General features: G+C 60.1%; 26 protein-coding genes. 17 read left to right on the top strand and 9 right to left on the bottom strand.

Going from position 1 to position 25,962, the window contains the following annotated elements:
* Window positions 1-269 precede the first annotated feature (269 nt).
* Window positions 270-1,445, bottom strand: coding sequence for an acyl-CoA dehydrogenase family protein (locus HMPREF2943_RS04415; protein WP_070710898.1), 1,176 nt, complete (start codon window positions 1,443-1,445; stop codon window positions 270-272).
* Between the two features lie 224 nt (window positions 1,446-1,669).
* On the opposite strand from HMPREF2943_RS04415, the gene HMPREF2943_RS04410 reads away from it, so the two are divergent.
* Complete coding sequence (locus tag HMPREF2943_RS04410) at window positions 1,670-2,227, top strand: TetR/AcrR family transcriptional regulator (RefSeq protein ID WP_046647001.1); 558 nt, start codon at window positions 1,670-1,672, stop codon at window positions 2,225-2,227.
* Here the strand turns inward: HMPREF2943_RS04410 and HMPREF2943_RS04405 are convergent.
* Window positions 2,224-3,273: a hypothetical protein gene (locus HMPREF2943_RS04405; protein ID WP_070710897.1), complete on the bottom strand. Its 1,050-nt coding sequence runs from the start codon at window positions 3,271-3,273 to the stop codon at window positions 2,224-2,226. The genes HMPREF2943_RS04410 and HMPREF2943_RS04405 overlap by 4 nt on opposite strands.
* Window positions 3,266-3,760 carry an RNA polymerase sigma factor gene (locus tag HMPREF2943_RS04400; RefSeq protein WP_070710896.1) on the bottom strand — a complete coding sequence of 165 codons (495 nt, stop codon included), beginning with the start codon at window positions 3,758-3,760 and terminating at the stop codon, window positions 3,266-3,268. Before HMPREF2943_RS04400 ends, HMPREF2943_RS04405 begins: the two co-directional genes overlap by 8 nt.
* A 95-nt stretch (window positions 3,761-3,855) precedes the next feature.
* Here HMPREF2943_RS04400 and HMPREF2943_RS04395 point away from each other — a divergent pair, with 95 nt between their 5' ends.
* On the top strand, window positions 3,856-4,896 hold the full coding sequence (locus tag HMPREF2943_RS04395) for an RNase H family protein (RefSeq protein WP_070710895.1): 1,041 nt from the start codon (window positions 3,856-3,858) through the stop codon (window positions 4,894-4,896).
* Window positions 4,897-4,934: 38 nt separating this feature from the next.
* Window positions 4,935-5,408: a hypothetical protein gene (locus HMPREF2943_RS04390; RefSeq protein WP_070710894.1), complete on the top strand. Its 474-nt coding sequence runs from the start codon at window positions 4,935-4,937 to the stop codon at window positions 5,406-5,408.
* Here the strand turns inward: HMPREF2943_RS04390 and HMPREF2943_RS04385 are convergent.
* The gene (locus HMPREF2943_RS04385) at window positions 5,389-5,859 is read right to left on the bottom strand and encodes a YdcF family protein (protein ID WP_070710934.1); all 471 of its coding nucleotides are present in this window, start codon (window positions 5,857-5,859) and stop codon (window positions 5,389-5,391) included. The two genes, HMPREF2943_RS04390 and HMPREF2943_RS04385, sit on opposite strands and share 20 nt — an antisense overlap.
* 31 nt (window positions 5,860-5,890) lie before the next feature.
* On the opposite strand from HMPREF2943_RS04385, the gene HMPREF2943_RS04380 reads away from it, so the two are divergent.
* Entirely contained in the window at window positions 5,891-6,784 is an 894-nt protein-coding gene (locus HMPREF2943_RS04380) for a ribokinase (protein WP_070710893.1), read from the top strand.
* A 9-nt stretch (window positions 6,785-6,793) separates the two neighbouring features.
* On the opposite strand, the gene purE is transcribed toward HMPREF2943_RS04380, so the two are convergent.
* Both purE and HMPREF2943_RS04370 read right to left on the bottom strand, forming a co-directional pair.
* Window positions 6,794-7,294, bottom strand: a complete 501-nt coding sequence (gene purE, locus HMPREF2943_RS04375; RefSeq protein ID WP_046647007.1) for a 5-(carboxyamino)imidazole ribonucleotide mutase — start codon at window positions 7,292-7,294, stop codon at window positions 6,794-6,796.
* A 99-nt stretch (window positions 7,295-7,393) separates the two neighbouring features.
* Complete coding sequence (locus HMPREF2943_RS04370; RefSeq protein ID WP_083315643.1) at window positions 7,394-8,656, bottom strand: 5-(carboxyamino)imidazole ribonucleotide synthase; 1,263 nt, start codon at window positions 8,654-8,656, stop codon at window positions 7,394-7,396.
* Between HMPREF2943_RS04370 and budA the strand changes: the two genes are divergently transcribed.
* Complete coding sequence (gene budA / locus HMPREF2943_RS04365; RefSeq protein ID WP_070710891.1) at window positions 8,642-9,361, top strand: acetolactate decarboxylase; 720 nt, start codon at window positions 8,642-8,644, stop codon at window positions 9,359-9,361. The genes HMPREF2943_RS04370 and budA overlap by 15 nt on opposite strands.
* Here the strand turns inward: budA and HMPREF2943_RS04360 are convergent.
* From HMPREF2943_RS04360 to HMPREF2943_RS04350, 3 genes are all read right to left on the bottom strand, one after another.
* Window positions 9,358-9,801: a hypothetical protein gene (locus HMPREF2943_RS04360; protein ID WP_070710890.1), complete on the bottom strand. Its 444-nt coding sequence runs from the start codon at window positions 9,799-9,801 to the stop codon at window positions 9,358-9,360. The genes budA and HMPREF2943_RS04360 overlap by 4 nt on opposite strands.
* Before the next feature lie 293 nt (window positions 9,802-10,094).
* Complete coding sequence (locus HMPREF2943_RS04355) at window positions 10,095-11,015, bottom strand: biotin--[acetyl-CoA-carboxylase] ligase (RefSeq protein WP_070710889.1); 921 nt, start codon at window positions 11,013-11,015, stop codon at window positions 10,095-10,097.
* Window positions 11,016-11,057: 42 nt separating this feature from the next.
* Window positions 11,058-11,714, bottom strand: a complete 657-nt coding sequence (locus tag HMPREF2943_RS04350) for a hypothetical protein (RefSeq protein ID WP_246817265.1) — start codon at window positions 11,712-11,714, stop codon at window positions 11,058-11,060.
* A 48-nt stretch (window positions 11,715-11,762) separates the two neighbouring features.
* Between HMPREF2943_RS04350 and HMPREF2943_RS04345 the strand changes: the two genes are divergently transcribed.
* The 12 genes from HMPREF2943_RS04345 to HMPREF2943_RS04290 all read left to right on the top strand — a co-directional run bounded on the left by HMPREF2943_RS04345 (window position 11,763) and on the right by HMPREF2943_RS04290 (window position 25,955).
* The gene (locus HMPREF2943_RS04345; protein ID WP_070446350.1) at window positions 11,763-12,752 is read left to right on the top strand and encodes an ABC transporter ATP-binding protein; all 990 of its coding nucleotides are present in this window, start codon (window positions 11,763-11,765) and stop codon (window positions 12,750-12,752) included.
* Window positions 12,753-12,877: 125 nt separating this feature from the next.
* Window positions 12,878-14,167, top strand: a complete 1,290-nt coding sequence (locus HMPREF2943_RS04340) for an ABC transporter substrate-binding protein (RefSeq protein ID WP_070446352.1) — start codon at window positions 12,878-12,880, stop codon at window positions 14,165-14,167.
* A 196-nt stretch (window positions 14,168-14,363) separates the two neighbouring features.
* Window positions 14,364-15,341 carry a carbohydrate ABC transporter permease gene (locus HMPREF2943_RS04335; protein ID WP_070710888.1) on the top strand — a complete coding sequence of 326 codons (978 nt, stop codon included), beginning with the start codon at window positions 14,364-14,366 and terminating at the stop codon, window positions 15,339-15,341.
* On the top strand, window positions 15,338-16,159 hold the full coding sequence (locus HMPREF2943_RS04330) for a carbohydrate ABC transporter permease (protein ID WP_070446356.1): 822 nt from the start codon (window positions 15,338-15,340) through the stop codon (window positions 16,157-16,159). The genes HMPREF2943_RS04335 and HMPREF2943_RS04330 overlap by 4 nt, the downstream gene beginning before the upstream one ends.
* On the top strand, window positions 16,159-16,344 hold the full coding sequence (locus HMPREF2943_RS04325; protein WP_070446358.1) for a hypothetical protein: 186 nt from the start codon (window positions 16,159-16,161) through the stop codon (window positions 16,342-16,344). The genes HMPREF2943_RS04330 and HMPREF2943_RS04325 overlap by 1 nt, the downstream gene beginning before the upstream one ends.
* On the top strand, window positions 16,341-17,843 hold the full coding sequence (gene treS / locus HMPREF2943_RS04320) for a maltose alpha-D-glucosyltransferase (RefSeq protein WP_070710887.1): 1,503 nt from the start codon (window positions 16,341-16,343) through the stop codon (window positions 17,841-17,843). Before HMPREF2943_RS04325 ends, treS begins: the two co-directional genes overlap by 4 nt.
* 160 nt (window positions 17,844-18,003) lie before the next feature.
* On the top strand, window positions 18,004-18,276 hold the full coding sequence (locus tag HMPREF2943_RS04315) for a hypothetical protein (protein ID WP_070446363.1): 273 nt from the start codon (window positions 18,004-18,006) through the stop codon (window positions 18,274-18,276).
* A gap of 203 nt (window positions 18,277-18,479) precedes the next feature.
* Entirely contained in the window at window positions 18,480-20,435 is a 1,956-nt protein-coding gene (locus HMPREF2943_RS04310) for a beta-glucoside-specific PTS transporter subunit IIABC (protein WP_070446365.1), read from the top strand.
* Entirely contained in the window at window positions 20,436-21,875 is a 1,440-nt protein-coding gene (locus HMPREF2943_RS04305; RefSeq protein ID WP_070710886.1) for a 6-phospho-beta-glucosidase, read from the top strand. It begins immediately after the preceding gene.
* 83 nt (window positions 21,876-21,958) lie between these two features.
* Complete coding sequence (locus tag HMPREF2943_RS04300; protein ID WP_070710885.1) at window positions 21,959-22,813, top strand: PRD domain-containing protein; 855 nt, start codon at window positions 21,959-21,961, stop codon at window positions 22,811-22,813.
* Between the two features lie 136 nt (window positions 22,814-22,949).
* Window positions 22,950-24,563 carry an acyl-CoA carboxylase subunit beta gene (locus HMPREF2943_RS04295; RefSeq protein WP_070521352.1) on the top strand — a complete coding sequence of 538 codons (1,614 nt, stop codon included), beginning with the start codon at window positions 22,950-22,952 and terminating at the stop codon, window positions 24,561-24,563.
* A 60-nt stretch (window positions 24,564-24,623) separates the two neighbouring features.
* Entirely contained in the window at window positions 24,624-25,955 is a 1,332-nt protein-coding gene (locus HMPREF2943_RS04290) for a carboxyl transferase domain-containing protein (RefSeq protein ID WP_070710884.1), read from the top strand.
* The last annotated feature ends 7 nt before the right edge of the window (window positions 25,956-25,962 follow it).

Genomic DNA, 25,962 nt, shown 5'->3' with positions numbered 1-25,962 from the left:
AACAAAGTAATCCACAAGGTTCCACTCACAAGGCTTCACTCAGAAGTCTCTAGTCAAAAGGCCCGTTTGCACCCAAGTAAACCTTCTAACAGCACAAAGAAGGTTCGTTTGCCCCCAAACAAACCTTCTCACTAATGCCTTCTGAGCAGAACCATCTTCGACCGCTCACGACGGTTCCAACAGAGGCCTCCCCACCAGGACTCGAACCTAGAATGACCGCGATAGTGGGAAAAGATGGGCACGGTGGAATATGGGGCCACTTCGAAACGCTACTTGTAGGCCGAGAAACCGGTAATCTTCTTGCCCATAATCAGGGACTGCACGGTATCGGTTCCCTCGTAGGTGTGCATGGCCTCGACGTCAGCGAAGTGACGCGCGATGTCGTTTTCCAGCAGGATGCCCACACCGCCGAGCATGTCGCGGGCATCAGCGGCAATTCGACGAGCAGCGCGGGTGTTGTGGAGCTTCGCCGCCGAGGCCTGCTCCGGGGCCAAGGTCCCCGCGGTTTCGCGCAAAGAGACCTCACGGCAGGTCAGCATCATTTGGCTCAAGTCAAGCACCATATTGGCCAAGCGCTGCTGAATAATCTGCGCTTTCGCCAGCTCGCGACCAAACTGCACGCGCTCCAGCACATACGAGCGGGCAATCTCGTAGCAGGCCACCGCGGAGCCCAGCGCCATCCAGGACACACCAATGCGGGTAGCGGTAAGAACGCGAGACACATCCTTGAAGCTGCGGCAGCCCGGGAGCTGATTAGCTGCGGGGATTCGGCAATCAGTCAACGTAATGTGTGCCTGATGGATAGCGCGCAGGGACAGCTTGCCCTCAATCACCGAAGCCGAATAGCCAGGAGCCTCCTGCGGGACGATGAAACCGCCAACATTGCCGTCCTCCATGCGCGCATAAATGATCGTGATTCCGCCGGAAGCGCCGTTGCCGATCCACTTCTTCTCGCCATTAAGCACCCATTCATCGCCGTCGCGCACCGCGGTGGTCTCCAAAGCAATTGAGTCCGAACCGTGAGCCGGTTCCGTCAGCCCGAAGGCACCAAGCAAAGAGCACGAAGCCATCTGCGGCAAATACAAGGCCTGCTGTTCCGGAGAACCCAACATCGAAATTGAGCGCATGGCCAGCCCAGCCTGCACCGCAATCACCGTGCCCATCGAGGCATCCGCGCGCGTGACCTCCATGAGTGCCAGGCCAGCACCAAGCGTGGACATCTGTTCATGGCCTTCCACCGCCAGGCCATCCGTCATCACGTCCAAGTCGCCCAAGCGCTGAACCAAGTCCAGTGGGTACTCCGCAGCCTGCCAGTGCCGGTTGATCACCGGGGCGGAGTACTCGCGAAACTGCGCTGCACGCTTCCACCCCGCAGCATCGGACTCAGAGAGGCTGTCAAAAACACCCAAGAAATCAGTGGTGGACTCAAAGAGGTTGTGAGACATGGTGAGTTCTCCAATAAACAGGCAATACGAATGGCTATTAGCCCTAATTGTGACCTGACTCTCCATTGGCTGTCAAGTGCCTCACACATAACGTGACACGACCACACACAACGCGGCATGACCACGCAAGCACAGCCACCAGACAAACCAGCCCCCAACCGTCCCCCACAACCCACATCGCAGGTACACTAACCACCATTAGCTCATTGAGGAGGACGCCCACCATGGCCAACCAGAGACGCCGCGACCAAATCGCCGCCGCCGCACTCGACCTCTTTGACCAGCGCGGCTACCACGCCACCGGCATGGAGGACATCGCCAAGGCCGTCGGCATGCGCGCCTCCAGCCTGTACAACCACTACTCCTCCAAACAGGAGCTCCTCGCCGAAGTCACCATCACCGCCATGGAGGATCTCCTCCGCGCCAACGCCGCCTGCCTCGCCGGGCTCAGCGATCCCCGCGACAAGCTCGTCGCCACCATGAAAGCCCATGTCATCTACCATGCCACCCATGCTCGGCGCGTCCGCGTGGTCAACAACGAGCTCACTAACCTCGAAGAGCCCCACAAGTCCGTCGTCCTGCAGCTACGCCGCGACTATGTCGCGCGCTGGATGGCCGTGGTCAACGAAGGCGATTTCCACGCGGAGAACCTCAAAATCGCCTGCTGGGCGCTCATCGATATGGGCATCGGTGTGGCCCAATGGTTTAGCCCCGACGGTGATTACACCGCCGAGGCTTTAGGAGACATGTACGGCCAGTTCGCCCTGCGCCAACTTACCTAGGGCGCACAGCCAATCTGCTGCTCTTCCTCACGCCCATCCGGGTACTGCACGCGCACGCGAGAGTAAACCTCGGCATGGTAGCCGCACGCCACGCGCTTATCGACGACCACCTTCACCCGATCCTCATTGAATGTGCCTTCCGCGCAGTTTGGGTCACAGTCATTTTCGATGGCCACGCCCTCTGCCTCTGCGGAGTCGGCTCCCCAGCGCTGCCAGTCCAATTCGTTGACCAGGTAATTATTGTCAGCGCACGCTAGCGAGATGCGGTCCGGGCCCTCCAGGCCTGTGACGGAGACGCAGTCCAAGATCGCGGTGGCATCGATGGTGGTTTCCACGTCCGGGCCTACGAGGCCGACCACGCGCACCAGTTGGCCGGTCGCAGGCAAGACGGAGAAGGAGACCTGGTCGGAATCGCGAATCACGGTAACCAGCTGATCCTCGCCTTCACCTTCAACGGTGCCGACCTCATTGCCGTCTGCTTCCGCCAGCATGTCATAAGCAATCTTCTGTTGCTCGCTACTTAGTCCGGGCTGGAGCAGCAGCTCCAGCGCTCCGAGGGCGTGGTTCGGGAAGGAATCCGCCAGCTTCTCCAACCCGGCGCGATCGGTCGCAACGACGAGGTCTTCTGGGTTGATGGAGGGCTGCGGATCGAAGCCTGGCACCTCGCCCTGCGAGGAGACCTCCACGGCACCGCCGGCATCCACCGCATATTCGGTGATCGCGGTGGCATCGCCAAGGGTATCGACGCGCTTCATGTATTCCTTCGCGGTCACACCTTTATCCACGGCATCGGGCTGGGTGGCCGCAGCTTCGCCGGCCTGCGTCAGAATCTCTGCGGCCGAGGCCACGGGCTCCGAGTTATTGAGCAACGGGAAGGCGCCACCGATGAGCGCAAGCACCGCGACGGAGGCCGCCGCTATTGTCCACGTGGGCCGACCCTTCGTAATCTGTGCGAGGGTGTCTTCGGAGCGGGAGAGGGAGGCGTCGTCAAGCGCGGTGTCGGGAACAGGATTGGCGGCGCGGAGTTTGTCGAGAGAGTTAGACATCGGTTTCTCCTGTGAGTTCGGATAGGTGGGTACGCGCGCGGTGCAGTCGAACGCGCACGTTATTGCGGGAAATGCCGAGGACCTCGGCGATATCGGGGTGGTCGAGGCCCTCCCACGCATGGAGGGTGAGGATTTCGCGCTCGGCATGCGGCAACTGCATCAACGCGCGAGTGATGTCGAGATTGGCATCGACTGCGTCATAACCGGCATAGGATTCCAGCTCATGGTCGTCGAGGTTCTCCGTCTCCCGCCGGGTGCGGTAGAACTCCCGCATCACATTGCGGGCGATGCCATAGAGCCACGGCAGCGGCGTGCCGCGTAAAGAGTCGAAGCCAGCCCACGCTCGCTCAAATACATCAGCCGCCAGCTCTTCCGCGTGACTCGGTGGGACGCGGCGGCGCAAATAGGCCAGCACCGCCGGGTAATGCTCGCGAAACAGGCGGGAGAATTCCCGCTTGCGCGAACCAGGCAAGGTAAGGACAGACACTAAATAACTCCATATTGTTCGTGGGCTCACTGAGTATGTTGCATCAGACAGCCGAGCGTTACAGAAAAGCGTTGAAATGGTTTACTAGTAGAGCTATGGAACCACTCGAGCTCTCCGCCCTGACGGGCACGCAGTCGCGCACCTACGGCACGCGCAAGATCACCAAGGACATGATCTCAGCACCCGTGCACGTGGCTATTGCACTGTGGGATGAGCGCTGGGATTCCGCCGAGAACGGCACGATTGACGGTTGGGTCATCGCCGTTAACACCAAGAAAACGCGCTTCGTGCGCAAGGGCCAGATCCGGAAGGGCGATATCGTTGAGGTAGCCGTCCGCGAATTGGAGAAGGCCACGAAGAATATTCGGGGCCGCAAGTGGATAGTCACCGGCCGCCGACAGGCGGCGCTGCGGGCCGCGTTGGAGGAACGCGGCTATACCGTGACGGGGAGTTTTGCGGAGGAGAATAGGGCGTCGAAAAGCGCTAGCTCCGTGCGACGCAAGCAGGCCGGGATCACCGCGCGCCGCGCGAAGAAAGAAGGCGAGGCCCCACGCAAGAAGCAGGTCGTCAAGGTGGAAACGCCGGAGGCGCACTGGTGGCCGAACTTCTCGACAGCCTCCTCGTGGCCCATAGACGCCACCGTGCGCATCGCCACGGATGCCTCCTCGGACACGGTGTTTAAGGGCTCCATGTGCTTCGTGGCCAGCAATGGTGACTACCGGTTGCGCACGCGCAAGACGACGGCCAGCACCGATGAGCTTGAGCTCGAATCCCTCACCCTGGCGTTGAAATACCTGCTCAAAGTCGGGGCAACCAAGGCGATCATCGAGTCAGACTCCGTCGCTGCATTAGAAGCGGTGGAACAGATTCGGCAGAAGGGCTCGAAGGCGATGCGCTCGCGCGGGGTGTGGCGGGGGCTGTCTTCCGGCTCGCGCTCGCGCTTCCAGCAAGCGTGGAATGACGTGGAGGGAGTCTGCGCGGTGACCATCCGTCGGGTGATGGGGCATGCGGGTGACCCGCTGAACCGCGCAGCGGACCAAATTGCATATATGGGCCTGCGGGCGATTGCGCATCCGATGAAGCAATCACGGGCAACGCTGAAAGAAGGCATCCGGAAGACGCTGGCCAAGCTCTAATTCGGGGTTCGGTGTACTAGTGGCCTAGTGTGAATCGCATGAGCAATCCCTTTGACTCCAACCCTTTCGAGGAGCCGGCCAAGCCAATCAACGGCCGCGGGGCTAATCCCTTCGCGGAGCCCGCGCGCGAATCCTACGCGGCGCCTTCTGCGAATCCTTCTGCAGAGCATTTCGCGGATCCGGCCGCGGAGCCTTCTGCTGAACCTTTCGCTGAGCCTGAGCGCGCCTACCCACCGGCGCCGATGCAGGACTATTCCCTTGAACAGCACTCACCGGGCGGCACGGTCCACAGCTTCTCCCTGTTCAAAGGGCTTTTGAGTCTGTTTTCGGTCCTCGTAGGCTTCACCGGAATTACTGATGGCGATGTAGCCATGGGCATCGGCTTCGCCTTGCCTGGAACGTGGTACTTCCTCAAGTCGCTGCAGCAGAAGGCCAACCCGACCACTCCGCAAAAGCGCCACTGGTTTGTCATTTGGATGATTGCCATCGTGCTCATGTTCTTCGGCGCCTAGCCACCACCCGCCGCCACACAATGCGCAGCAGCGAATGCGGCGTCGCCACCACCTCGCGCAGGTAGATCCACCAGCGGTCTTTCCGCGGGGTCCGCACGCCGTGCATGTGAACGCGAATCCCTAGGTGCCCGGCCCACATGCGGGTGCGCAGCACGTGGAAGTCATTGGTCACAACGCGGAAATAGGTGTATTCCGGGCACAGCGCATGGGCGCGCTCGAGGTTCTCGTTGGTGCTGGTAGCGAGTGGTTCGAGGAGAATCCGCTCCGGATTAACGCCCCGCTCGATGAGGTAGCGCGCCATCGGCTCCGCCTCCCCGAAGCCGGAGACGATGATCGGCTCCTCCGGCAACAGGCGAGACAACACCACCGCTCGGTCCAACCGGCTACACAGCAGCGGACCAGGCTCGCCGCCCTCGACGCGCGCGCCCAACACCAGAAGCGGAAACTGCATGCCCGCTAGCTTAGCGTGCATACTGGGCAGCATGAGCATGTGCGTAGTTGGTTCCATCAACGCTGACCTCGTGGTCCACGCCGCGCGGCATCCCCAACCGGGCGAAACCCTCTTGGGGCACGGCGGCGCCATCACCGCGGGTGGCAAAGGAGCAAACCAGGCGGTCGCGGCTGCCCAGCTGGGTGCGCAGGTGAGCTTCGTCGGCGCGGTGGGCAGCGATGCTTATGCCGCGCCTGCGATGCACTACTTGCAGGCCAGCGGCGTGGACCTCACGCACGTCGAGGCCAGCGAAGAGGTAACAGGTTTAGCCGTCATCACCGTAGATAAGCAGGGTGAAAACACCATCATCGTGGTGCCGGGTGCTAATGCGCTTGTCAGCGATTCATTCGTCACCACGCACTCCTCCCCCATCACCGCATCGGAGCTCATTTTGCTCCAAGGTGAGATACCGCCAGCGGGCTTTGCCAAGGCAATCGAGCTGGCCAAAGGTCGGGTCGTGGTCAACCTCGCACCGGTCATCGAGGTGGAAAAGGAAGCGCTCCTGCGCGCCGACCCGCTGCTGGCCAATGAGCACGAGGCCGGGCTCATCCTCGAGCAGCTGGGGTTGAGCGGCCAGGGCGCGCCAGCGGAGCTAGCGCAGCGCTTAAGGGAGGCAGGCTTTGCCTCGGTGGTTCTCACGCTGGGCGCGCGCGGGGCGCTTGTGGCCGAGGGGGCCGAGCTTATCGACGTTCCCTCCCCACGCGTCACCGCCGTCGATACGACCGGCGCGGGCGATGCCTTCGCCGGCGCGCTGTGTGCCCGCTTGTTGGACGGCGATTCGCTGGTGGATGCCGCGCGCTTCGCCGCGCGGGTCGGGGCCTTTACCGTCACGGGCTCCGGCGCCCAGGCCTCCTACCCGGATCTGACAAGCGAGTTGCCCGGTTAAAGCCGCGTCTTATTCGCCGAGGAGCTGGGAACGCAGGTTCTCATCCTTCTTTTCTACTTCGGCGGCCATGTTCTCTTGGTAGGCCGCCATCTTCTCCACCAGTGCTGGGTCGCCCGCGGAGAGGATGCGCACGGCAAGCAGGCCCGCATTCTTCGCACCGCCGATGGATACGGTTGCCACCGGCACCCCACCCGGCATCTGCACGATGGACAGCAGTGAATCGAGACCATCGAGATCCTTCAACGCGCGCGGGATGCCGATGACCGGCAGCGGCGTGGCCGCGGCAACCATGCCTGGCAGGTGGGCCGCACCACCGGCACAGGCGATGATGGCCTTGAGCCCGCGCTCGTGGGCAGACTTGGCATAAGCCAGCATCTTTTCTGGGGTGCGGTGCGCACTGACGACGCCCACCTCAAAGGGCACGCCGAACTCGGCGAGCACTTCGGCTGCGGGCTTGACGGTGGGCCAATCGGAATCGGATCCCATGATCAGTCCGACGAGTGGTTCCATGAAAAATCTCCTTCTTTACTAGCGTTTAAGCTCGCTGCGGGCTTAAGAGTGCGCAGTGGTCTGAAGAGTGCGCTGTGGGCTTAAGAGTGCGCAGTGGGCTTACGCCCACTGCGCGTGGACGAGGAAGTGGGCGGCATCGTGGGCGATGCGGCGCGTTTCCTCCACGTCCTCACCAACGACGTTGACGTGGCCGATCTTGCGACCCGGCTGGTGGTCCTTACCGTAGAGGTGGATCTTCGCCTGCGGGTAGCGCTCCATGACTTCACGGACGCGCTGCGGCATGGGCATCTGCGGATCCTCCTCAGCCCCCAGCACATTGGCCATGACCGTTACGGGCGCCAACGGCGCGGTGGAGCCCAGCGGCAGGTCCAGCACGGCGCGCAGGTGCTGCTCGAACTGCGAGGTCACGCAGCCATCCTGCGTCCAGTGGCCGGTGTTGTGCGGGCGCATGGCCAGCTCGTTGACCGCAATATCTTCTTCCACAACCGCTCCCGGCGCGCCTGAAGCGGACGCGATGATGCAGCCGGCGTCTTGCTTCGTGGCAAAAGCGAAAAGCTCCACTGCCAGCACACCCGTAACGCCCAGCTCGGTGGCTACCTTGATGCCCACCTGCATGGCGCGCTCCGCGAGCGCTGCCGACAAGTTCGGGGCTGGGGCAAAAGCCTCGGCGCAGATGCCGTCTCGCTGCACCGACTCGGTGACCGGCCAGGCTTTGACCTCGCCGGAGGGGCGGCGGGCGACGAGCACGGACAGCTCGCGAGTAAGGGAAACTTTTTCCTCAGCCATAAGCGGAGTACCAGCGGCGAGAAGCTCTTCTACCAGCGGCTCCAGCTCCTCCGCTGACGGGAACCACACGCCATGACCGTCGTAGCCGCCGCGGCGGGCTTTGAGGCACACGTGACCGTCGACAAGCGCGGCGAAATCCCGCGCATCCTCCACCGATTCAATAGCGGCAAAGCGCGGCACTGGGGCGCCCAGCTCGGCCAGCTTCTCGCGCATGAACAGTTTGTCCTGCGCGTAGAGGAGAGCGGAAGGCTGGGGCTGGACGTTGAGGCCGTCGGCGATAAGACGCTCGACGTGCTCCGTCGGGACGTGCTCGTGCTCAAAGGTAATTGCATCCGCGCCTTCCGCGGCGGCGGTGAGCACGTCGAGATCGTGGTAGTCACCGAGCACCACATCCGGGATCACCTGTGCGGCGGACTTGTCTGGCGCGGAGGCCAGCACGCGCAAGCTGATGTCGAGCTCTGCGGCGGCCGGCTGCATCATGCGTGCAAGCTGGCCGTCTCCATAAACAGTAACGAGGGGTTTGTGTTGTTCACTCACCCTTTCAATACTAGCCTTGGGGCCATGATCGTCCGGCATACCATCTTTCAGAACTCCCTCATGACCGCGCTGTTGGATGGCATTTACGACGGCGAAATGACCATCGGCGAGCTCTTGGGCAAAGGCAATTTTGGCATCGGCACCTTCGATGCGCTGGATGGGGAGATGATTATCCTCGACGGCGTGTGCTACCAGCTACGCGGCGATGGCACCGCGACGGTAGCGGACTTGGACCAGGGAACCCCCTTCGCGGTGGCCACGAACTTCGTCCCCCGTATTAAGGTGGCCGCGCCCAAGGGATTGAAGCGCGAGGAGCTTTCGGCCTTCATCGATGAAGTCGAGCCTTCCGCCAACTACATGTACGCGGTGCGAATCACCGGACGCTTCAGCAACGTGGTTACCCGCACGGTGGTCAAGCAGAGCAAGCCTTATCCGCCGATGGCGCAGGCCGTGGGCGGCGATAAGGAACTGCGCTTTGAAAACGTCGAAGGCATCATCGGTGGTTTCCGCACACCGGTCTTTGAAAAAGGCATTTCGGTGCCGGGCTGCCACGTGCACTTTATTGACGCTGCGCGGACCTCCGGCGGACACGTGCTGGACTACACGGTGGATGAGGCCACCATTGAGCTCTGCCCTGGCACGGACCTGGATCTGCGCTTGCCGCTGACCCACGAGTTCCGCTCCGCCAACCTGGCCCCTAATGACTTGGACCAGCAGCTACACACGACGGAGATTAAGGACTAACCCCAGACCGGTTGCTCGTTGAGGATATCCTCGACGCGCTTGGCTTTGGGGATGGATGGGAAATACATCGGCTTCTCGTATCCGTGGAGTGCCAGCGAAATCCCGCCGCGACGGCGGCGCGCACCACGGATATCCGTGAGCGGGATCGAATCAACGCGTTTGCCTTCGCGAGCGATGACGCGCAGGTTGGTCACGATGAAGCGCTTACGGCGGGCTTTCACCAAGGGACCGATGAAGCGCCAGGCAGCAAGCAGGGCCCATAAAGCTACTAAGCCATTGCGAAGCGCCAGGTCCATGCCGTTATAGTCACACCAGCCGATGGCAATCCAGCACACCCCGGTAATCACGATGAGCTCTAAAAAAGGAAAGAGCAGCGTCCGAAAGGGGGCGGTCATATCCGCGCGCACAACCTCGCCGCGGCCCATCTGCATGAGGTTCATGGGGCTCATGGTACCTCCCTGCTCCCGCTGTCCAGGCAAGAGGACGTCACGTCCTAGGCCTTGCAGGCCCAGCCAAGGCTTCGCACATGGCATTTCCTAAAAGGCGTCAGTCAAAAGGCGTCTTTGCCCCTGAAAACGCCATGTGGAGGCGTCCAAAAGGTGTCTTTGCCCCCAAAGACACCTTTTGACTAATGCCTTCTGACAGACGCCTTTTGAATAGCGCCATGTGTCGAGCACGGCGTCTTCTATGGGGCCTCGCCGGTCGACGCTTAGACGCCACGCAGCGCGGGCGACTAATTATCAGCCGGGCGAAGGTGGATGACATCACCCGCGGAGTAATACTCGCCGCCGACGTTGATGCGGCCATCATCGGCCACGCCCTCGACGGTGCCGATGACGTCGCCGGCCGGGGCTTCGAGGCGGACTCCCTGCCCGATGGAAGAACACACCTTACGGTAATCAGCCAAAAGCTGTGGGTCCTGCTGCTCCCACTGGGTAATGCGGCGACGCAGGTTCTTCAGCACGGTAATCGCCAGCTGCGTGCGGTCGGTATCAAGGCCTTCGAGCGCGAGCGATGTCGCGGCCTCGATGGGCAGTTCCTCGCGGGTCAGGGTGACGTTGATGCCCATGCCCACGACCACGCGGGCTGAAGGCGGGTTCGCAGACTGGGTCTTGGGGGCGATTTCAGCTTTACTGACCTCGGCTTTGTTGATCTCTGCCTTATTAATCTCTGCTTTGTTGATCTCTGCCTTGTTGATCTCGGCTTTGTTCACCTCGGCCTTGTTGATTTCAGCCTTGGAAACTTCCGTCTTCGGAGCAGATTTGAAGGCCTCGCCCACTGGACCGGCCTCGGCGAGGATGCCGCACAGCTTCTTACCATCGATGTGCACGTCATTCGGCCACTTGAGTACCGCACCCTCTACGGAATCAGTCACGGCCAAGCCGGCAGCTAGCGGCAAAGTACCGAGGTGATCCAGCGAATCCGGAAGGATGAGAACGGAAAAGATGAGCTGCGAGCCAGCCGGGCTCACCCACTGACGGCCCAATCGGCCCTTACCGGCAACCTGCTCATTGGCCAGCAAAACGGTGCCATCAGCCACCTTGCCGGCCTGCATGAGATCGGTATTGGTGGAGCCAGTGGACTCGGTGTAATCGATAACAGCGAAGTCTTCGCTCAGCGCCTCGCGGATTCGGTCCATATCAAGTGCAGTCATGCACCCTAGGTTACCCGCCGGATCACTGCCGCCTCGAAGTAACTAAAAGTAATCCGGATTGGCCAGAATTGTGCGGGCAGTAGCATCGTCAAGACAGGTAGTCAGCACAGCCTGCGGCAACGCATGGGTGACCTGCTCAGGCGTGACGGTGATCTGCCGCGTATCTGCCAGGAAAGAAACAGTATCCCCGATCAACTTGTCGTAATCAGCGCGGTCTTGTGCCCCAAGGCTGTCCGGCTTCCCTTCAGTCACCAGCACATAGCGAGTTGCTGGGGTAACCCATTCACAAACCCACTCGCCGTACTCTTGCAATTCCGAATCCGAGACATCCAGGCCCATCCCCTTCATGCTGGCACGCATGGTGGAGCGATTCACGTGGCCATTGTCCACCAACTGCGAGCGGACGTCAGACGCGTCGACAGTATCGGCAAAAATAGCGCGGAACACGGTATCGCGCTGCGTCTCTGCAGCCGAAGTCGTCGGCGATGTCGCGGACTCCTTCGAGGGCATCGTCGGGGAAGGCTCTTCCGAAGAAGATTTGGTAGTGGAGGTCAATGACTCCGTCGTAGTCTCCGAAGGCGCTGAAGACGCATCAGCAGTCCCAGTAGAAACGGTTGTCAGTGGCGCAAAGGACTCCGCGGATTCCGTACTGGAGCAACCGACCAAGAGCAGCGCGAGGAATGGAGCGAACTTCTTCATAACAAATTCCAGCCTAATGCACGCACCGCCAGGTGCTAGTGTGAATCCATGGCAAAGGTCACTTTTGAGAACGTCGGCATCACCTATCCCCGTGCCGAGAAGCCCACGGTCAAAGACCTCAATCTCGAGATTGCGGACGGCGAGTTTCTAGTCCTCGTCGGCCCGTCCGGCTGCGGTAAGTCCACCACCCTGCGCGCCCTCGCGGGGCTGGAGCCGGTCTCCAGCGGCCGCATCCTTATTGACGGCAAAGACGTCACGGGCCTTGAGCCAGGCGATCGCGATATCGCCATGGTCTTCCAGAACTACGCGCTCTACCCGCACCTCACCGTTGCCCAGAACATGGGCTTCGCCCTCAAGCTGGCCAAGATGCCCAAGGCTGAAATCAAAGCCAAAGTAGAAGAAGCAGCGAAGACCCTTGGGCTGACGGAGTACCTGCAGCGCAAGCCCAAAGACCTCTCCGGTGGTCAGCGTCAGCGCGTGGCCATGGGCCGCGCCATCGTGCGCGAGCCGAAGGCCTTCCTCATGGATGAGCCCCTGTCTAACCTCGACGCTAAGCTGCGCGTGCAAACCCGCGCGGAGCTGGCCAGCCTCCAACAGCGTCTCGGCACCACCACTGTCTACGTCACCCACGACCAGGTGGAGGCCATGACCATGGGTGACCGCGTGGCCGTGCTCAAGGACGGTGTTCTGCAGCAAGTCGCGCCACCGCGCGAGCTCTACGACGCTCCCGCTAACGAATTCGTCGCCGGTTTCATCGGTTCCCCCGCGATGAACATCTTCGACTACAACGGCGGACGCGTCGGCGTTCGCCCGGAAAAAATGTTCATCAATAAGGGGCCGATTGGCTTCCAAGGCACGGTGGAGTTCGTGGAAGAGCTGGGCTCTGAGTCCTTCGTCTACGTCATGGTGGGCGAGCAGCGCTTCGTCGCCCGCGCGAGCGACAACGTTCCGCAGCGTGGTGAGAACGTCGTGCTGACCTTTAACCCCCGCGAGGCTCACCGCTTCGATCCGGAGACCGGCCAGCGTATTGAGGCTTAAGAAACACCACGGACAGGGGTGATTTCACCCCCGTTTGAAGTGAATTAAAAGCCAAAACCACGTGCAGTGTGGGGATGATCCCCTATTTTGTAGTCATCAGAAGTTTTCCGAAAGGTGAATATTCAATGAAGAAGCCCTTCCTCCCCAGCTCGCTGCGTTCTGTCCGCCGCGGCGTTGTCGTCACCACCGCTGCACTCGCACTGACCTTGGCGGGTTGCTCCTCGAGCGACGAGGGATCGTCGTCAAGCACTGGCTCCGATGCCTCCTCGACTGATGGTGACGGCCGCGGCCCCATCACCTTCGCCATGGGCAAAAACGATACCGACAAGATCACGCCCATCATCGAGGCATGGAACGCCGAGCACCCAGATGAGAAGGTCGAGCTCAAGGAGCTCGCCGGCGAGGCCGACGCTCAGCGCGAGACCCTCGTGCAGTCCCTGCAGGCGGGCAACTCCGACTACGACGTCATGGCGCTGGACGTGGTCTGGACCGCGGACTTCGCCGCTAACCAGTGGCTGGCACCGCTAACCGGTGACCTTGAGGTGGACACCTCCGGACTGCTGGAGCCCACCGTGGAGTCCGCCACCTACAACGACACCCTCTACGCGCTGCCGCAGAACACCAACGGCCAGCTGCTCTTCCGCAACACTGAGTTGGCGGACAAGGCTCCGGAGAAGTTCGCAGACATCGCTTCTGCCTGCGAGGCTCTCAAGGATGATGCTTCCTGCCTGACCACGCAGCTCAAGCAGTACGAGGGCCTCACCGTCAACACCGCCGGCTTCATCGAGGGCTGGGGCGGCTCCATCTTGGATGATGAGGGCAACATCGCTGTTGACTCCGACGAGGCCAAGGAAGGCCTGCAGGCGCTTGTCGACGCCTACGAAGACGGCACCATCTCCAAGGACTCCACCGCCACAACGGAGGAGGAGACCAACCTCGCTTTCACTGAGGGCAAGACCGCTTTTGCCATCAACTGGCCGTACATGTACACCAATTCCGAAGAGGCTGGCGTGAAGTTTGAGGTCCAGCCGCTGGTGGGCAAGGACGGAGTCGGTGTCTCCACCCTCGGTGGCTACAACAACGGCATCAACATCAACTCCGAGCACAAGGCTACGGCCCTGGATTTCATGAAGTTCATCATCAACGAGGAGAACCAGAAGTCCTTCGCTGAGGCTTCCTTCCCGCCGGTGCTGGCCTCCATCTACGACGATGAGTCCCTCGTCGAGGAGTTCCCGTACCTTCCGGCTCTGAAGGAATCCCTGGAGAACGCCGCGCCGCGTCCGGTCTCCCCGTTCTACACCGCCATCTCCAAGGCCGTGCAGGATAACGCCTACGCGGCTCTGACCGCTGACAAGTCCGTCGATGACGCTACGAAGGACATGAAGGCCGCCATCGAGGCAGCCTCCCAGGGTTAATCTTCCCAGCGTGAAATGGGGGCGCGAGTAAGTCCACGTGACTTGCCCGCGCCTCCTTCTTTGATCTGGATTTAAACCAATGGGCATCAAGGTGCTCGCGCGCAGAGGATGTCCAGAGGATGTCTACGCCACCCGCTATGATTTTCCCCAACCCCCGATAACCCCCTCCCCTATAAATCAGAAAGGCAGGCACCGCATGGCTGGAGCACCGCCTACCGCGCAGCCCCGCAGACAGTATCTGCGCGTTGCTGCGCTCATCGCGCCGGCGCTGATAGCGCTGGCCGTGGTCATCGGCTATCCCATCGTGCGCGCTGTGATGTTGTCCTTCCAGGGCAACAAGCGGCTTAACCCGACCACGGGTGTATTCGAGGAAGGCGCATTCGCAGGCCTCGAGAACTACCTGTACTGGATCACTAATCGCTGCATGTCTGCCACCGGCCAGGCCAGCACGTGCCCGGATGGCGTCATCGCTACTGATTTCTGGCCGGCACTTAAGATCACGCTCTTTTTCACCGTGGTCACGGTGACCCTGGAAACGATTTTGGGCATGTTCATGGCGCTGGTGATGAACGGCGAATACCGCGGTCGCGGCCTCGTGCGCGCGGCGGTGCTGGTTCCCTGGGCCATTCCCACCGCAGTCACCGCGAAGCTATGGCAGTTCATGTTTGCACCGGATGGCATCGTTAACGCGCTCATCGGCTCGCGCATCGCATGGACCACGGACCCGTTCTATGCCCGCCTCGCGGTGATTATCGCTGATGTGTGGAAGACCGCCCCGTTCATGGCACTGCTCATCCTGGCAGGCCTGCAGATGATTCCGCGCGATGTCTATGACGCAGCACGCGTGGACGGCGCCTCGCGTATCCAAACCTTCTTCACCATCACCCTGCCACTGGTGCGGCCAGCACTCATGGTGGCCATCCTCTTCCGCACGCTGGATGCGCTGCGTATGTACGACCTGCCGGTCATCATGATCTCCGCTTCCTCCAACGCGCCGACGGCCACCATTTCCCAGCTGGTGGTGGAAGACATGCGCCAGGGCCACTTCAACTCAGCCTCCGCGCTGTCCACACTCATCTTCCTGCTTATCTTCACCGTCGCGTTCATCCTCGTCCGTTTCCTCGGCGCTGATATCTCCGGTACTGCTCGCCAGAAGAAGGAGAAGAAGTCATGAAAAAGCTTGGCCACTACCTCGGCATCCTCTTCATCATGTTCTGGGGGCTCGCGCCCTTCTACTGGATGGTTGTCACCGCCTTGCGGCACAAGTCCCATACCTTCGACACCACCCCGTGGCCCACGCACGTGACCTTGGACAACTTCCGGGATGCACTGGCAACAGACAAGGGCAATGACTTCCTCAACGCACTGGGGAACTCTTTGCTTATCTCCCTAGCCACGACCGCTGTCGCAGTCCTCATCGGCGTGTTCACCGCCTATGCGCTAGCTCGCTACGACTTCCCTGGAAAAGGTATCGTCACCGGCATCATCCTGGCCGCCTCGATGTTCCCGGCCATCGCGTTGGTGACCCCGCTCTTCCAGCTCTTTGGCAACCTCGAGTGGATTGGCACCTACCGCGCGATGATCATTCCGAATATCTCCTTCGCGCTGCCCCTGACTGTCTACACACTGCTGAGCTTCTTCCGTCAGCTGCCCTGGGAGCTGGAGGAAGCTGCCCGCGTGGACGGCGCTTCCCGCGGTCAAGCTTTCCGCCTCGTGCTCCTGCCCCTGGCCGCGCCCGCGCTGTTTACCACCGCCATCATCGCTTTCATCACAACGTGGAACGAGTTCATGCTGGCCAAGCAGCTATCCACCACTGCTACTGAGCCGGTGACCGTGGCTATCGCGCGTTTCTCGGGCCCCTCGGCCTTCGAGTACCCCTATGCCGCCACCATGGCCGCGGGCGCGCTGGTAACGGTTCCGCTCATCATCATGGTGCTCATCTTCCAGCACCGCATCGTCGCCGGCCTCACCGCCGGAGGTGTCAAGGCTTAATGCGCCGTGAACTGCTATGGGACACCGCGCTGGGATTCGTTGGCTTCTTTGCCTTCCTGGCGCTGGTGCAAGCAGTCCTCAATCTTTTTCACCCCTCCCCCGCCATCTGGCCGGGGCTCCTGGCGGGCGCGCTGTGCCTGGCGGAGTTTCTGCTGTGGCGGGCCAAACGGAAGGATCTCCGATGACCTGGCACGATAACGCCATTTTCTACCAGGCCCTCGTGGGCTCGTACAAGGACACCCACGGCGAAGGCGTTGGCACGCTACGTGGAGTTATTGAGAAGCTGGATTACCTCAAGTGGCTCGGAGTGGACTGCCTGTGGCTCTCCCCCTTCTATCCCTCCCCGCTGCGCGATGACGGCTATGACATCGCCGACTACTACTCCATTCACCCTGACTACGGCACGATGGAAGACTTTGACGAGCTCGTCACCGAACTTCACGCTCGTGGCATGCGCCTCATGACGGATTTGGCTTTCAACCACACCTCTACCGATCATCCGTGGTTCCAGGCCTCCCGCACCGATCCGGAAGGCCCTTACGGCGACTATTACGTGTGGGGCGATGATCCCCTGCGCTACCCCGAGATCCGCATTATCTTCACCGATACGGAAACCTCGAATTGGGCATGGGACCCGGAGCGCAAGCAGTACTACTTCCACCGCTTCTACTCACACCAGCCGGACCTAAACTACGACAACCCGAAGGTCCACGAGGAAGTATTCAAGATTCTTTCCTTCTGGCTAGATAAGGGCGTGGACGGCTTCCGCCTCGATGCCATCGCCTACCTGTACGAGCGTGATGGGGTGGGCGGCGAGTCTCTGCCGGAGACGGTCGAGTTTGTGGAGAAGGTCCGCGCCTTCATCGACGAGAATTACCCCGAGGCCATCATGATCGCGGAGGCTAACCAGCCGCCCGAAGAAACCATGGAGTTTTATGGCACGGGCAATCGCTTCCACATGGTGTTCAACTTCCCAGTGATGCCGCGGCTTTACCAAGCCCTCGCGCTGGGGGACGCCACACCGGTCTACGACATCATGGCGGAGCTTCCGGAGCTTCCCCAGGGTTGTCAGTGGGGCACCTTCCTGCGCAACCACGACGAGCTGACCCTAGAAATGGTCGACGAGGACCAGCGCGCCATCATGTACGAGCACTACCTGCCGGATGAGCAGATGCGCGCCCACGTGGGCATCGCGCGGCGCCTCGCGCCACTGTTGGGCAATGATTACCGCAAGATTGAGCTTTTTTATTCACTTCTCATGACTCTGCCGGGTGCGCCCTTCCTGTATTACGGCGATGAGATTGGTATGAACGATGCCCCCGAATTGCCCGACCGCGATGCCGTGCGCACGCCCATGCAATGGGAGCCCGGTGAGGGCGCAGGTTTCACTACATCCGCTCACCCGCGCCGTCCCATCGTCGGCGGCGTAGGGGTCTCAGTGAAAGAACAGCTTGCCGACGACTCCTCGCTCCTCCACCGCCTCCGCGGTCTAATCCAGCAGCGTAAGGCACATCCGGAACTCGGCACCGCACCTTTCGAAGCCGTGGAAACCGGTCAGACGGGCGTTCTGGGATTCCAGCGCGCTGAGTTGTTGTGCCTCCATAACTTCACGGATCAGACCGTCGACCTAGGCCCTGTGGAGCTCGGGCCCTATGGCTACGCCTGGCTGCCCATTGAGGCTTAAAAGGCGCTCGTTTCTCACCTCATATTTCGCGCTAGGTTAACTGAAAGTTAACTCGCCGTGAACGAAAGCTAGCTTTTAGAGAACTTTACCTATATAGTTGGTTTAACCCCATGATGCGGACGGCCGCATCATTACGACAAGAAATAGAGAGGTGAGCCAAATGAATACCCTGACCGGATTCCTTTCCGCCATCACTAACGAATTCAAGAGTGCCACCGGAATCAACCTTGACACGGTGCACCCGGCGCCGCTGGTATCGCAGATCGCCGAAGATCTGCACAAGCACGGCCTCGTCCCAGCCACCCGCACCGACATCGAAGAGTCCTACGCGGCGCTGACCAACTCCTTTCCCAGCGAAGAGGATCTCACAGAGGTTGAACTCTTCCTTTACAACCTCGGCTGGCTAGCCGACGCTCCAGATAAAGCCGCTTAATCCACATCACAACTAGCCCCTCTTGTGCCCTGCCACAAGAGGGGCTATAGTTTCACATATCGGCTATCAGGCCTGTTACTCGCAAGAGGCAAGAACCTGAAGCGGAATCCCCCTTTAACGAAAGGGACTTCAGCTTCATTGCTCTCGCGAGTCTTTTTCGTTTTGGGACTTTTCGAAAGCCTAAGAACGAAAGTGAGGACATCATGACCGCCCCGGTACGTGATTATCCAAAGCTTGCCCACGACATCATCACTCTGGTCGGCGGGCCATCTAACATCACAGGAATTGCTCGGTGCGCCACTCGCCTGCGCCTCGTCCTGAAGAGCACTCCCGAAGACGCCCACACCAAGATTGAAAATCTGCCCGGCGTCATCACAACCGTCGAGAAGGGAGGGCAGTTCCAAATCGTCATCGGCAACCGCGTGGGAGAGGTCTACGAAGCTGCCATTGATCAGCTAGGAATCGATCCTAATGAACAGCAGATTGATGACGAGGACAATAAACCCACCCTCATGAACCGCATCATCGCTATGATGTCGGCGGTTTTTGCCCCCTTCATTTACGTACTCGCCGCAGCGGGCCTTATCCAAGGTGCGCTCATCCTCATCACTGCCGCCTGGCCGGAGTTTGGTGAGACAGGTACATACGAGATTTTCTCGCTCATGAGCTGGGCGCCTTTTACTTTCCTCCCCATCCTCATCGCGATCACCGCCTCGCAATTCTTCAAGACCAACACATTCATCTCTGTCGCCGCCGTTGGCGCTCTCGTCGCCCCAGAAATGGCCGACATTGCCTCACGTGTGGCCGAGGGCGAACACATTTCGCTTTTCGGTTTTGGATTGAGCGAGACCACATACACCTCAACTGTGCTTCCACCCCTTTTCGTCGTGTGGGGATTGTCTTACCTCGAAAGGTTTTTCCGGAAGCACCTACCTGAGGTCATCACGCAGCTGTTTACCCCGCTGTTCTGCCTCATCATCGCCGTGCCACTCACTGTTCTGATTATTGGCCCTCTATCCAACCAGGGCGCAATTCTCATTGCAGACGGTTTCAACTGGTTGGTCGATGTTGCTCCCCCTGTCGCCGCAGCCATGGTAGGTGGTTTCTGGCAGGTAATCGTCATTTTTGGTGTGCACTGGGGCGTTACCCCAATGGTCCTCGCGAACTTTGAACAGTATGGCTCAGACCCCTTCCAGGCCTTCCAGACCGCTGCGGTGATTGCTCAGGTTGGAGCGGCCTTCGGAGTCTTCCTCAAGTCTCGCAGCCCCGAAATGAAGAAGGTCGCCGCATCCGCTTCCCTGACCGGCGTCTTCGGCATCACTGAACCCGCTATTTATGGCGTTACACTCCGCCTAAAGAAGCCATTCATTGTGGGCTGTGTCGCGGGTGCGGCAGGCGCCATTGTGGTGTCCCTCTTCGGTTCCCTGCAATACGTCTATGCAGGACTACCTGGCGTGCTCACCATCATGAATGCCTACGAACCTGGAACGAACTCGCTCATGGGAGAGATTATTGGCTGCGCTGTAGCATTCTTCGGAGCCGTCATCGGCGTCTACTTTGTTGGTTTCACGGATGTGCTCGCCGAGGCCCCTGCCGAAGCAACCGACAGCTCCCCCGACTCCGATGCCGCATCCGCTGAATACCACAACCAGCTCTCCCAAAAAGAGACCGTCTTCCACATCTCAAGCCCTGTGACTGGCACAGTTCTCGCTCTTAACGAGGTGGACGATCCGGTCTTTGCACAGGGCACCATGGGCGAGGGCGTGGCCGTAGAACCGACCGACAACAAGGTTTACGCGCCCTTCGATGGCACTGTTGCGACAGTCCTTCCATCCAAACACGCTGTAGGGATCATTTCAGATGACGGCGTTGAAGTTCTGGTCCACATCGGCCTAGACACGGTCGCGCTCAAGGGAAAGCCATTCACCAGTCACGTTACAAAGGGACAGCGCGTCGAAGAAGGAGACTTATTGGTTGAATTTGATGCTCAATCGATTACCCAAGCCGGCTTTTCACTCACTACGCCAGTAATCATCACGAATACGAAGAAATTCGCTGATGTCATCATCCATCCATCAACCCGTACCACTCATGGAAACGAGCTCATGGCCGTTGAAGCCAAGTCCTCGAACCAGACTCAAGCAGAAGGAGCCAAGTAAATGACCACGTCACTCAATCCGGATTTCCTCTGGGGTGGCGCTGTTGCTGCACACCAATTCGAAGGCGGCTGGAACAAGGGCGGTAAAGGCCCCTCCGTCGTCGACGTCCTCACCGCTGGTGCCCACGGAGTTCCCCGCCGCGTCACCGAAACCATCGAAGCCAACGAGTTCTACCCCAACCACGAAGCAATCGATTTCTACGGTCGCTTCCGCGAAGACATCAAACTTTTCGCAGAAATGGGACTCAAATGCTTCCGCACGTCAATTGCCTGGTCCAGGGTTTTCCCGCAAGGCGATGAGCTTGAGCCCAATGAAGAAGGACTCAAGTTCTATGACGAGGTCTTCGACGAGCTTCTTAAGTACGGTATCGAGCCCGTCATCACATTAAGCCACTTCGAGATTCCCCTTCACCTCGCTCGTGAATACGGCGGTTTCCGTAACCGCAAGCTCGTGGAATTCTTTGAGCGCTTCGCACGAGTATGCTTCGAGCGCTACCACAAGAAGGTCAAGTACTGGATGACCTTCAACGAGATCAACAACCAAATGAATGTGGATAACCCGCTTTTCCTTTGGACCAACTCGGGCGTGACCATCGCCGAAGGTGAAAACCCCCAGCAGGTGCTGTACCAAACCGCGCACAACTGCCTGCTCGCCTCCGCACGTGCCGTAGCAGTAGGACACGAGATCAATCCCGACCTACAGATCGGCGCCATGGTTGCCATGGTCCCGGTGTACCCGTACAGCTGCAATCCCTCAGACATCATGGCCGCCGAAATTGCTAGCCGCGATCGATACTTCTTCCCCGATGTACAAATCCGCGGCTCTTACCCGGCCTATGCTCTGAAGAAATTTGAGCGAGAGGGAATTAACCCAGGATTCCAAGAAGGCGACGACGAGATTCTCCGCAACGGCACCGTCGACTACCTCGGGTTCTCCTACTACATGTCCAACACCGTTAAACACGATGCAGTGGCCGACGCTGGTTCCTCGGTCAACGGCGGATTGCCCAATTCAGTAGACAATCCGTATATCAAGTCCTCTGATTGGGGCTGGCCAATCGATCCACAAGGGCTGCGCTACTCCCTCAATTCCCTTTACAACCGCTACCAAAAGCCACTTTTCATTGTGGAAAACGGCTTCGGTGCGGTCGATAACGCGGAAGCCGATGGTTCCATCCACGATGAGGCCCGCATCGACTATCTGCGAAACCACATCGCGGCAGTAAAGGAGGCCGTCCTCGAAGACGGCATCGATCTCCTGGGCTACACCCCATGGGGAATCATCGACCTAGTTTCCTTCACCACCGGTGAAATGAAGAAGCGCTACGGAATGATCCACGTCGATCGCGATAATGAGGGCAATGGCACTCTGTCCCGCTCAAAGAAGGATTCTTTCGAGTGGTACCGAAATGTCATAGCTTCCAACGGAGCTGAGCTCTAACAATCTCACCTCCTAAGACAGGGCACGGTCACGTACGACTGCACCTTTCAAGTCTGCGTTACCGTGCCCTGTACCCTAAATCTATGGATGTCATCCGCGCACTTAACAACAACGCTGTGCTCTGTACCGACGCACAAGGTACTCAAGCTATCTGCTTGGGCAAGGGGATTGGTTTCGGTCGAAAGCTTGGCGATGAAATCCAGGATGATGCTGTGGAGCAAGTATTCCGCCCAAGCTCCGCTCACCCCATCGCAAACCTCACCGCACTACTCTCTGATCTCCCGCTAGACATAGTCAATCTTGTTGTAAATTTCGTAAACACGCACTCTCAGGTCAGCGAAACACAGCTTTTAGTTTTAGGCCTAGCAGATCATATTTCTTTCGCAATCGAACGCGAAGAAAGCGGAATCGAATTCAGCTACCCATTGATGTGGGAAGTATCCACTTTGTACCCAGAGGAATTTGAGCTGGGATTAAAGCTCCTCGACCAAGTAGAGAAAGCCACTAGCGTCCGTCTAGCCCGCGATGAAGCCGCCGCCGTAGCGATGCATTTCATCAACGCCCAGTTTGTGGATGGGGATATGACCAAGGCAGAAAACACCACGAAGGAAATCTCTGCTCTTCTCGACTTGGTCTCTTCCGAGCTTCAGTGCCACCTTCGCCCCAGCTCCCCCACGGTCACACGATTCGTTACGCACCTGCGGTATCTCTTCGCACGTTTACATTCCCCGAGCCGGGAAGCTGACGCACCATTGCACTCCATGCTTGCGGCTATCGAACACGATGATGCTGCAGCAGTGCGCATTGCTCGTCTAGTTCGTTCCAAATTGGAAGGTCAAGGTCATGCCATTAATGACAATGAGCTCGCCTACATTGCCCTGCACGTTGCTCGCCTGCACAGCGCCCTTGGAACTGAGCAAGGTGGCAAGGACGGTTAGCATGCACCCAACACGCCGTATGCGAGAAAACCCTCACTTTTCCCGCCCCATCTACCTGCACAAACGTCAATTGTGAGAGAAATCACCCGATCGCCGCTATACATTCCTATACAAAACTTCTCTACACTGTCGAAACATGACTATTTCCTCACATTTGTCGGAGCTTGACTCCCTGAGCGCCGACACCACCGCAGGCAAGATCGCTGAACTGAAGAGGCGTCGCGAAGCAGCGGCGCAGCCCATGGGTGCAAAAGCCCACGACAAGGTCCACGCCCAGGGCCGCCTCACAGCCCGGGAGCGCTTGGACTACCTCCTCGATGAAGGCTCCTTCGTGGAGACCGACATGCTCGCCGTGCACCGCACCACGGACTTCGGGATGGGCAAGAAGCGCCCGCTGACCGATGGCATCGTCACCGGTTGGGGAACCATCGACGGCCGCGAGGTCTGCATCTTCTCCCAGGACGGAACCGTCTTCGGCGGCGCCCTCGGCGAAGTCTACGGCGAGAAGATGATCAAGATCATGGAGCTGTCCATCACCACCGGCCGCCCGCTCATCGGACTGTACGAGGGCGCCGGCGCCCGCATCCAGGATGGCGCCGTGTCCCTGGACTGGATTGCCAAGACCTTCTACCAGAACGTCAAGGCCTCCGGCGTCGTCCCACAAATCTCCGTCATCATGGGTGCTTGCGCCGGCGGCAACGCCTACTCCCCCGCACTGACCGACTTCGTGGTGATGGTGGATGAGAAGTCCAAGATGTTCGTCACCGGGCCCGACGTCATCAAGACCGTCACCGGTGAAGAAGTCAGCCAGGAAGAACTCGGCGGCGCCGGCGTCCACATGCACAAGTCCGGCACCTCGCACTACACCGCTTCTAGCGACGAGGAAGCGCTCGATTGGGTACACGACCTACTGACCTACCTACCCTCCAATAACCGCCAGCTGACCCCGGTTGAGCCCTACGAGGAGCTGGGCGAAGAAACCGTCGACGACCTCGTGCTGGATAGCATCATCCCGGATTCCCCGAACCAGCCCTATGACGTCAAGGAGATCATCGAGGCTCTCACCGATGACGGCGATTTCCTGGAGATCCAAGCCGACCGCGCCGATAACGTGGTCACCGCCTTCGGCCGCATCGAAGGGCGCACCGTAGGGTTCGTGGCCAACCAGCCCCAGGTCTTCGCCGGCTGCCTCGACATCAATTCTTCAGAGAAGGCCGCGCGCTTCGTGCGCACCTGCGATGCCTTTAATATCCCGATCATCATGCTGGTCGACGTCCCCGGCTTCCTCCCCGGCGCCGACCAGGAACACGATGGCATCCTGCGCCGCGGCGCCAAGCTGCTCTACGCCTACGCCGAAGCCACCGTTCCGAAGATCACCGTCACCCTGCGCAAGGCCTACGGCGGCGCTTACTGTGTGATGGGCTCCAAGGGACTGGGAGCGGACGTCAACCTGGCCTGGCCCACCGCCCAGATCGCGGTCATGGGCGCTGCCGGCGCCGTCGGTTTTATCTACCGCAAGGAGATCAAGGCTGCCCACGAAAAGGGCCTCGACGTAGCTGAGCTGACCAAGTCCTTCGAGCGTGAGTATGAAGACCACATGCTCAACCCGTATAAGGCAGCGGAGCGCGGGCTTATCGACGCCGTCATTCTCCCCTCTGAAACCCGCAGTGCAATCGCCAAGAATCTGCGCTTCTTCACGGACAAGAATGTGGCCCGCCCGGCACGCAAGCACGGCAACATCCCGCTTTAGGCTGCGCTCGGAACGAGCGCAGCGTAGTGCAGAAGACGCACTGTATTACACTAGTGTCCCATGACTGACTTGAAGACGACCGCTGGCAAGATCGAGGACCTGAGCGCTAAGCTCACCGAGTCCCGGGCGCCGCAGGGAGAGGTTCCTGCGGCCCGCAGCGCCATCGAGGCGCTCTTTGACGCCGGATCCTTCGTGGAGACCGACGCGCTCGCTCGCCACCGCTCCACCGAGTTCGGCCGCGAGCACATCCGTCCTTACACCGATGGCGTCGTCACCGGCTTCGGCACTGTCGATGGCCGCAAGGTCTGCGCCTATGCGCAGGACGCCTCGCTTTTCGACGGCACCATGGGCGAGGTCTATGGCGAAAAGGTCACCAAGCTTTATGACCTGGCCATTAAGACCGGCGTGCCCATCGTCGCACTCGTCGCCAGCGATAAGCCCCGCGCCCAGGAGGGCATTGTCTCCTCCGCCATGCAGGCCCGCATCCTGGCCCGCGCCACCACCGCTTCCGGCCTCATCCCGCAGGTCACGGCAGTCTACGCGGACTCCAAGGAGGCCTCGCTCGTAGCCGCGCTGTCGGATGTCGTCATTGCTCCGGACGGTGACCTGCAGGCGGATGGGGAGCACGAGGTGAACGTCGCCAAGCGCGTGCTCTCCTACCTGCCTTCCAATAACCGTGCCGCCGCTCCCCGCACCGAGGCCACCATCGTTGCGGGCTCTGTGGAGGAGAACATTACCGACGCCGACCACGCCCTCGATACCCTCGTGGGAGATGACGGCGCCGTCGATCTCGCCGACGTGGTCACCGCCACCTGCGAGGATGTTTTCGAGCTCGGCGCCCAGGTGCGCGGTGTCTTCACCGGCTTCGGTCGCGTCGAGGGCCGCACCGTGGGCATCATCGCCAACCGCGACTCCTTCGATGCGGAAGCTGCCGCTAAGGCCGCGCGTTTCATCCGCCTCTGCGATGCCTTCAATACCCCCATTATCGAGTTCGTCGACTCCCCGGCGCTGGATGTGGAGAAGGCAGCGCTGGCCAAGCTGGTGCACGCCTACTCCGCGGCGAGCGTAGGCAAGATCAGTGTCATCGTCCGCCGCGCGCACGGCACCGGCTACATCGCTTTCGGCTCCAAGGAACTCGGTGCGGACCTGTCCTATGCGTGGCCGACGGCCGAGATCTCAGTGGCCGATGCCCCTGCACTGGCCGCAGAGCTAGAGCTGAGCGAGGAGGAGGCCGCCGCCTACCTGACCCCGTACCAGGCCGCTGAGCGTGGTCTCGTCGATTCCGTCATTACCCCGGCAGCCACCCGCGGCTCCCTCATCGAGGGCCTGCGCCTGCTGGATCGCAAGATTATTCCAACCCTGCCGAAGAAACACGGCAATATCGTTTTGTAGAGGTTTC

Source organism: Corynebacterium sp. HMSC072D12 (assembly GCF_001813925.1).
Lineage (GTDB): Bacteria > Actinomycetota > Actinomycetes > Mycobacteriales > Mycobacteriaceae > Corynebacterium > Corynebacterium aurimucosum.
The sequence above is the reverse complement of the archived record's forward strand: the minus strand, read 5'-3'. Positions and strand labels throughout refer to the sequence as shown.

Coding starts and splice junctions, on each gene's coding strand:
- HMPREF2943_RS04415 (WP_070710898.1), bottom strand. CDS start 1,445: ATGTCTCACAACCTCTTTGAGTCCACCACTGATTTCTTGGGTGTTTTT.
- HMPREF2943_RS04340 (WP_070446352.1), top strand. CDS start 12,878: ATGAAGAAGCCCTTCCTCCCCAGCTCGCTGCGTTCTGTCCGCCGCGGC.
- HMPREF2943_RS04335 (WP_070710888.1), top strand. CDS start 14,364: ATGGCTGGAGCACCGCCTACCGCGCAGCCCCGCAGACAGTATCTGCGC.
- HMPREF2943_RS04405 (WP_070710897.1), bottom strand. CDS start 3,273: ATGTCTAACTCTCTCGACAAACTCCGCGCCGCCAATCCTGTTCCCGAC.
- HMPREF2943_RS04385 (WP_070710934.1), bottom strand. CDS start 5,859: ATGCAGTTTCCGCTTCTGGTGTTGGGCGCGCGCGTCGAGGGCGGCGAG.
- budA (WP_070710891.1), top strand. CDS start 8,642: ATGATCGTCCGGCATACCATCTTTCAGAACTCCCTCATGACCGCGCTG.
- HMPREF2943_RS04380 (WP_070710893.1), top strand. CDS start 5,891: ATGAGCATGTGCGTAGTTGGTTCCATCAACGCTGACCTCGTGGTCCAC.
- HMPREF2943_RS04390 (WP_070710894.1), top strand. CDS start 4,935: ATGAGCAATCCCTTTGACTCCAACCCTTTCGAGGAGCCGGCCAAGCCA.
- HMPREF2943_RS04300 (WP_070710885.1), top strand. CDS start 21,959: ATGGATGTCATCCGCGCACTTAACAACAACGCTGTGCTCTGTACCGAC.
- HMPREF2943_RS04310 (WP_070446365.1), top strand. CDS start 18,480: ATGACCGCCCCGGTACGTGATTATCCAAAGCTTGCCCACGACATCATC.
- HMPREF2943_RS04410 (WP_046647001.1), top strand. CDS start 1,670: ATGGCCAACCAGAGACGCCGCGACCAAATCGCCGCCGCCGCACTCGAC.
- HMPREF2943_RS04305 (WP_070710886.1), top strand. CDS start 20,436: ATGACCACGTCACTCAATCCGGATTTCCTCTGGGGTGGCGCTGTTGCT.
- HMPREF2943_RS04315 (WP_070446363.1), top strand. CDS start 18,004: ATGAATACCCTGACCGGATTCCTTTCCGCCATCACTAACGAATTCAAG.
- HMPREF2943_RS04345 (WP_070446350.1), top strand. CDS start 11,763: ATGGCAAAGGTCACTTTTGAGAACGTCGGCATCACCTATCCCCGTGCC.
- HMPREF2943_RS04355 (WP_070710889.1), bottom strand. CDS start 11,015: ATGACTGCACTTGATATGGACCGAATCCGCGAGGCGCTGAGCGAAGAC.
- HMPREF2943_RS04325 (WP_070446358.1), top strand. CDS start 16,159: ATGCGCCGTGAACTGCTATGGGACACCGCGCTGGGATTCGTTGGCTTC.
- HMPREF2943_RS04395 (WP_070710895.1), top strand. CDS start 3,856: ATGGAACCACTCGAGCTCTCCGCCCTGACGGGCACGCAGTCGCGCACC.
- HMPREF2943_RS04350 (WP_246817265.1), bottom strand. CDS start 11,714: ATGAAGAAGTTCGCTCCATTCCTCGCGCTGCTCTTGGTCGGTTGCTCC.
- HMPREF2943_RS04295 (WP_070521352.1), top strand. CDS start 22,950: ATGACTATTTCCTCACATTTGTCGGAGCTTGACTCCCTGAGCGCCGAC.
- HMPREF2943_RS04330 (WP_070446356.1), top strand. CDS start 15,338: ATGAAAAAGCTTGGCCACTACCTCGGCATCCTCTTCATCATGTTCTGG.
- HMPREF2943_RS04370 (WP_083315643.1), bottom strand. CDS start 8,656: ATGCCGGACGATCATGGCCCCAAGGCTAGTATTGAAAGGGTGAGTGAA.
- HMPREF2943_RS04290 (WP_070710884.1), top strand. CDS start 24,624: ATGACTGACTTGAAGACGACCGCTGGCAAGATCGAGGACCTGAGCGCT.
- purE (WP_046647007.1), bottom strand. CDS start 7,294: ATGGAACCACTCGTCGGACTGATCATGGGATCCGATTCCGATTGGCCC.
- HMPREF2943_RS04360 (WP_070710890.1), bottom strand. CDS start 9,801: ATGAACCTCATGCAGATGGGCCGCGGCGAGGTTGTGCGCGCGGATATG.
- treS (WP_070710887.1), top strand. CDS start 16,341: ATGACCTGGCACGATAACGCCATTTTCTACCAGGCCCTCGTGGGCTCG.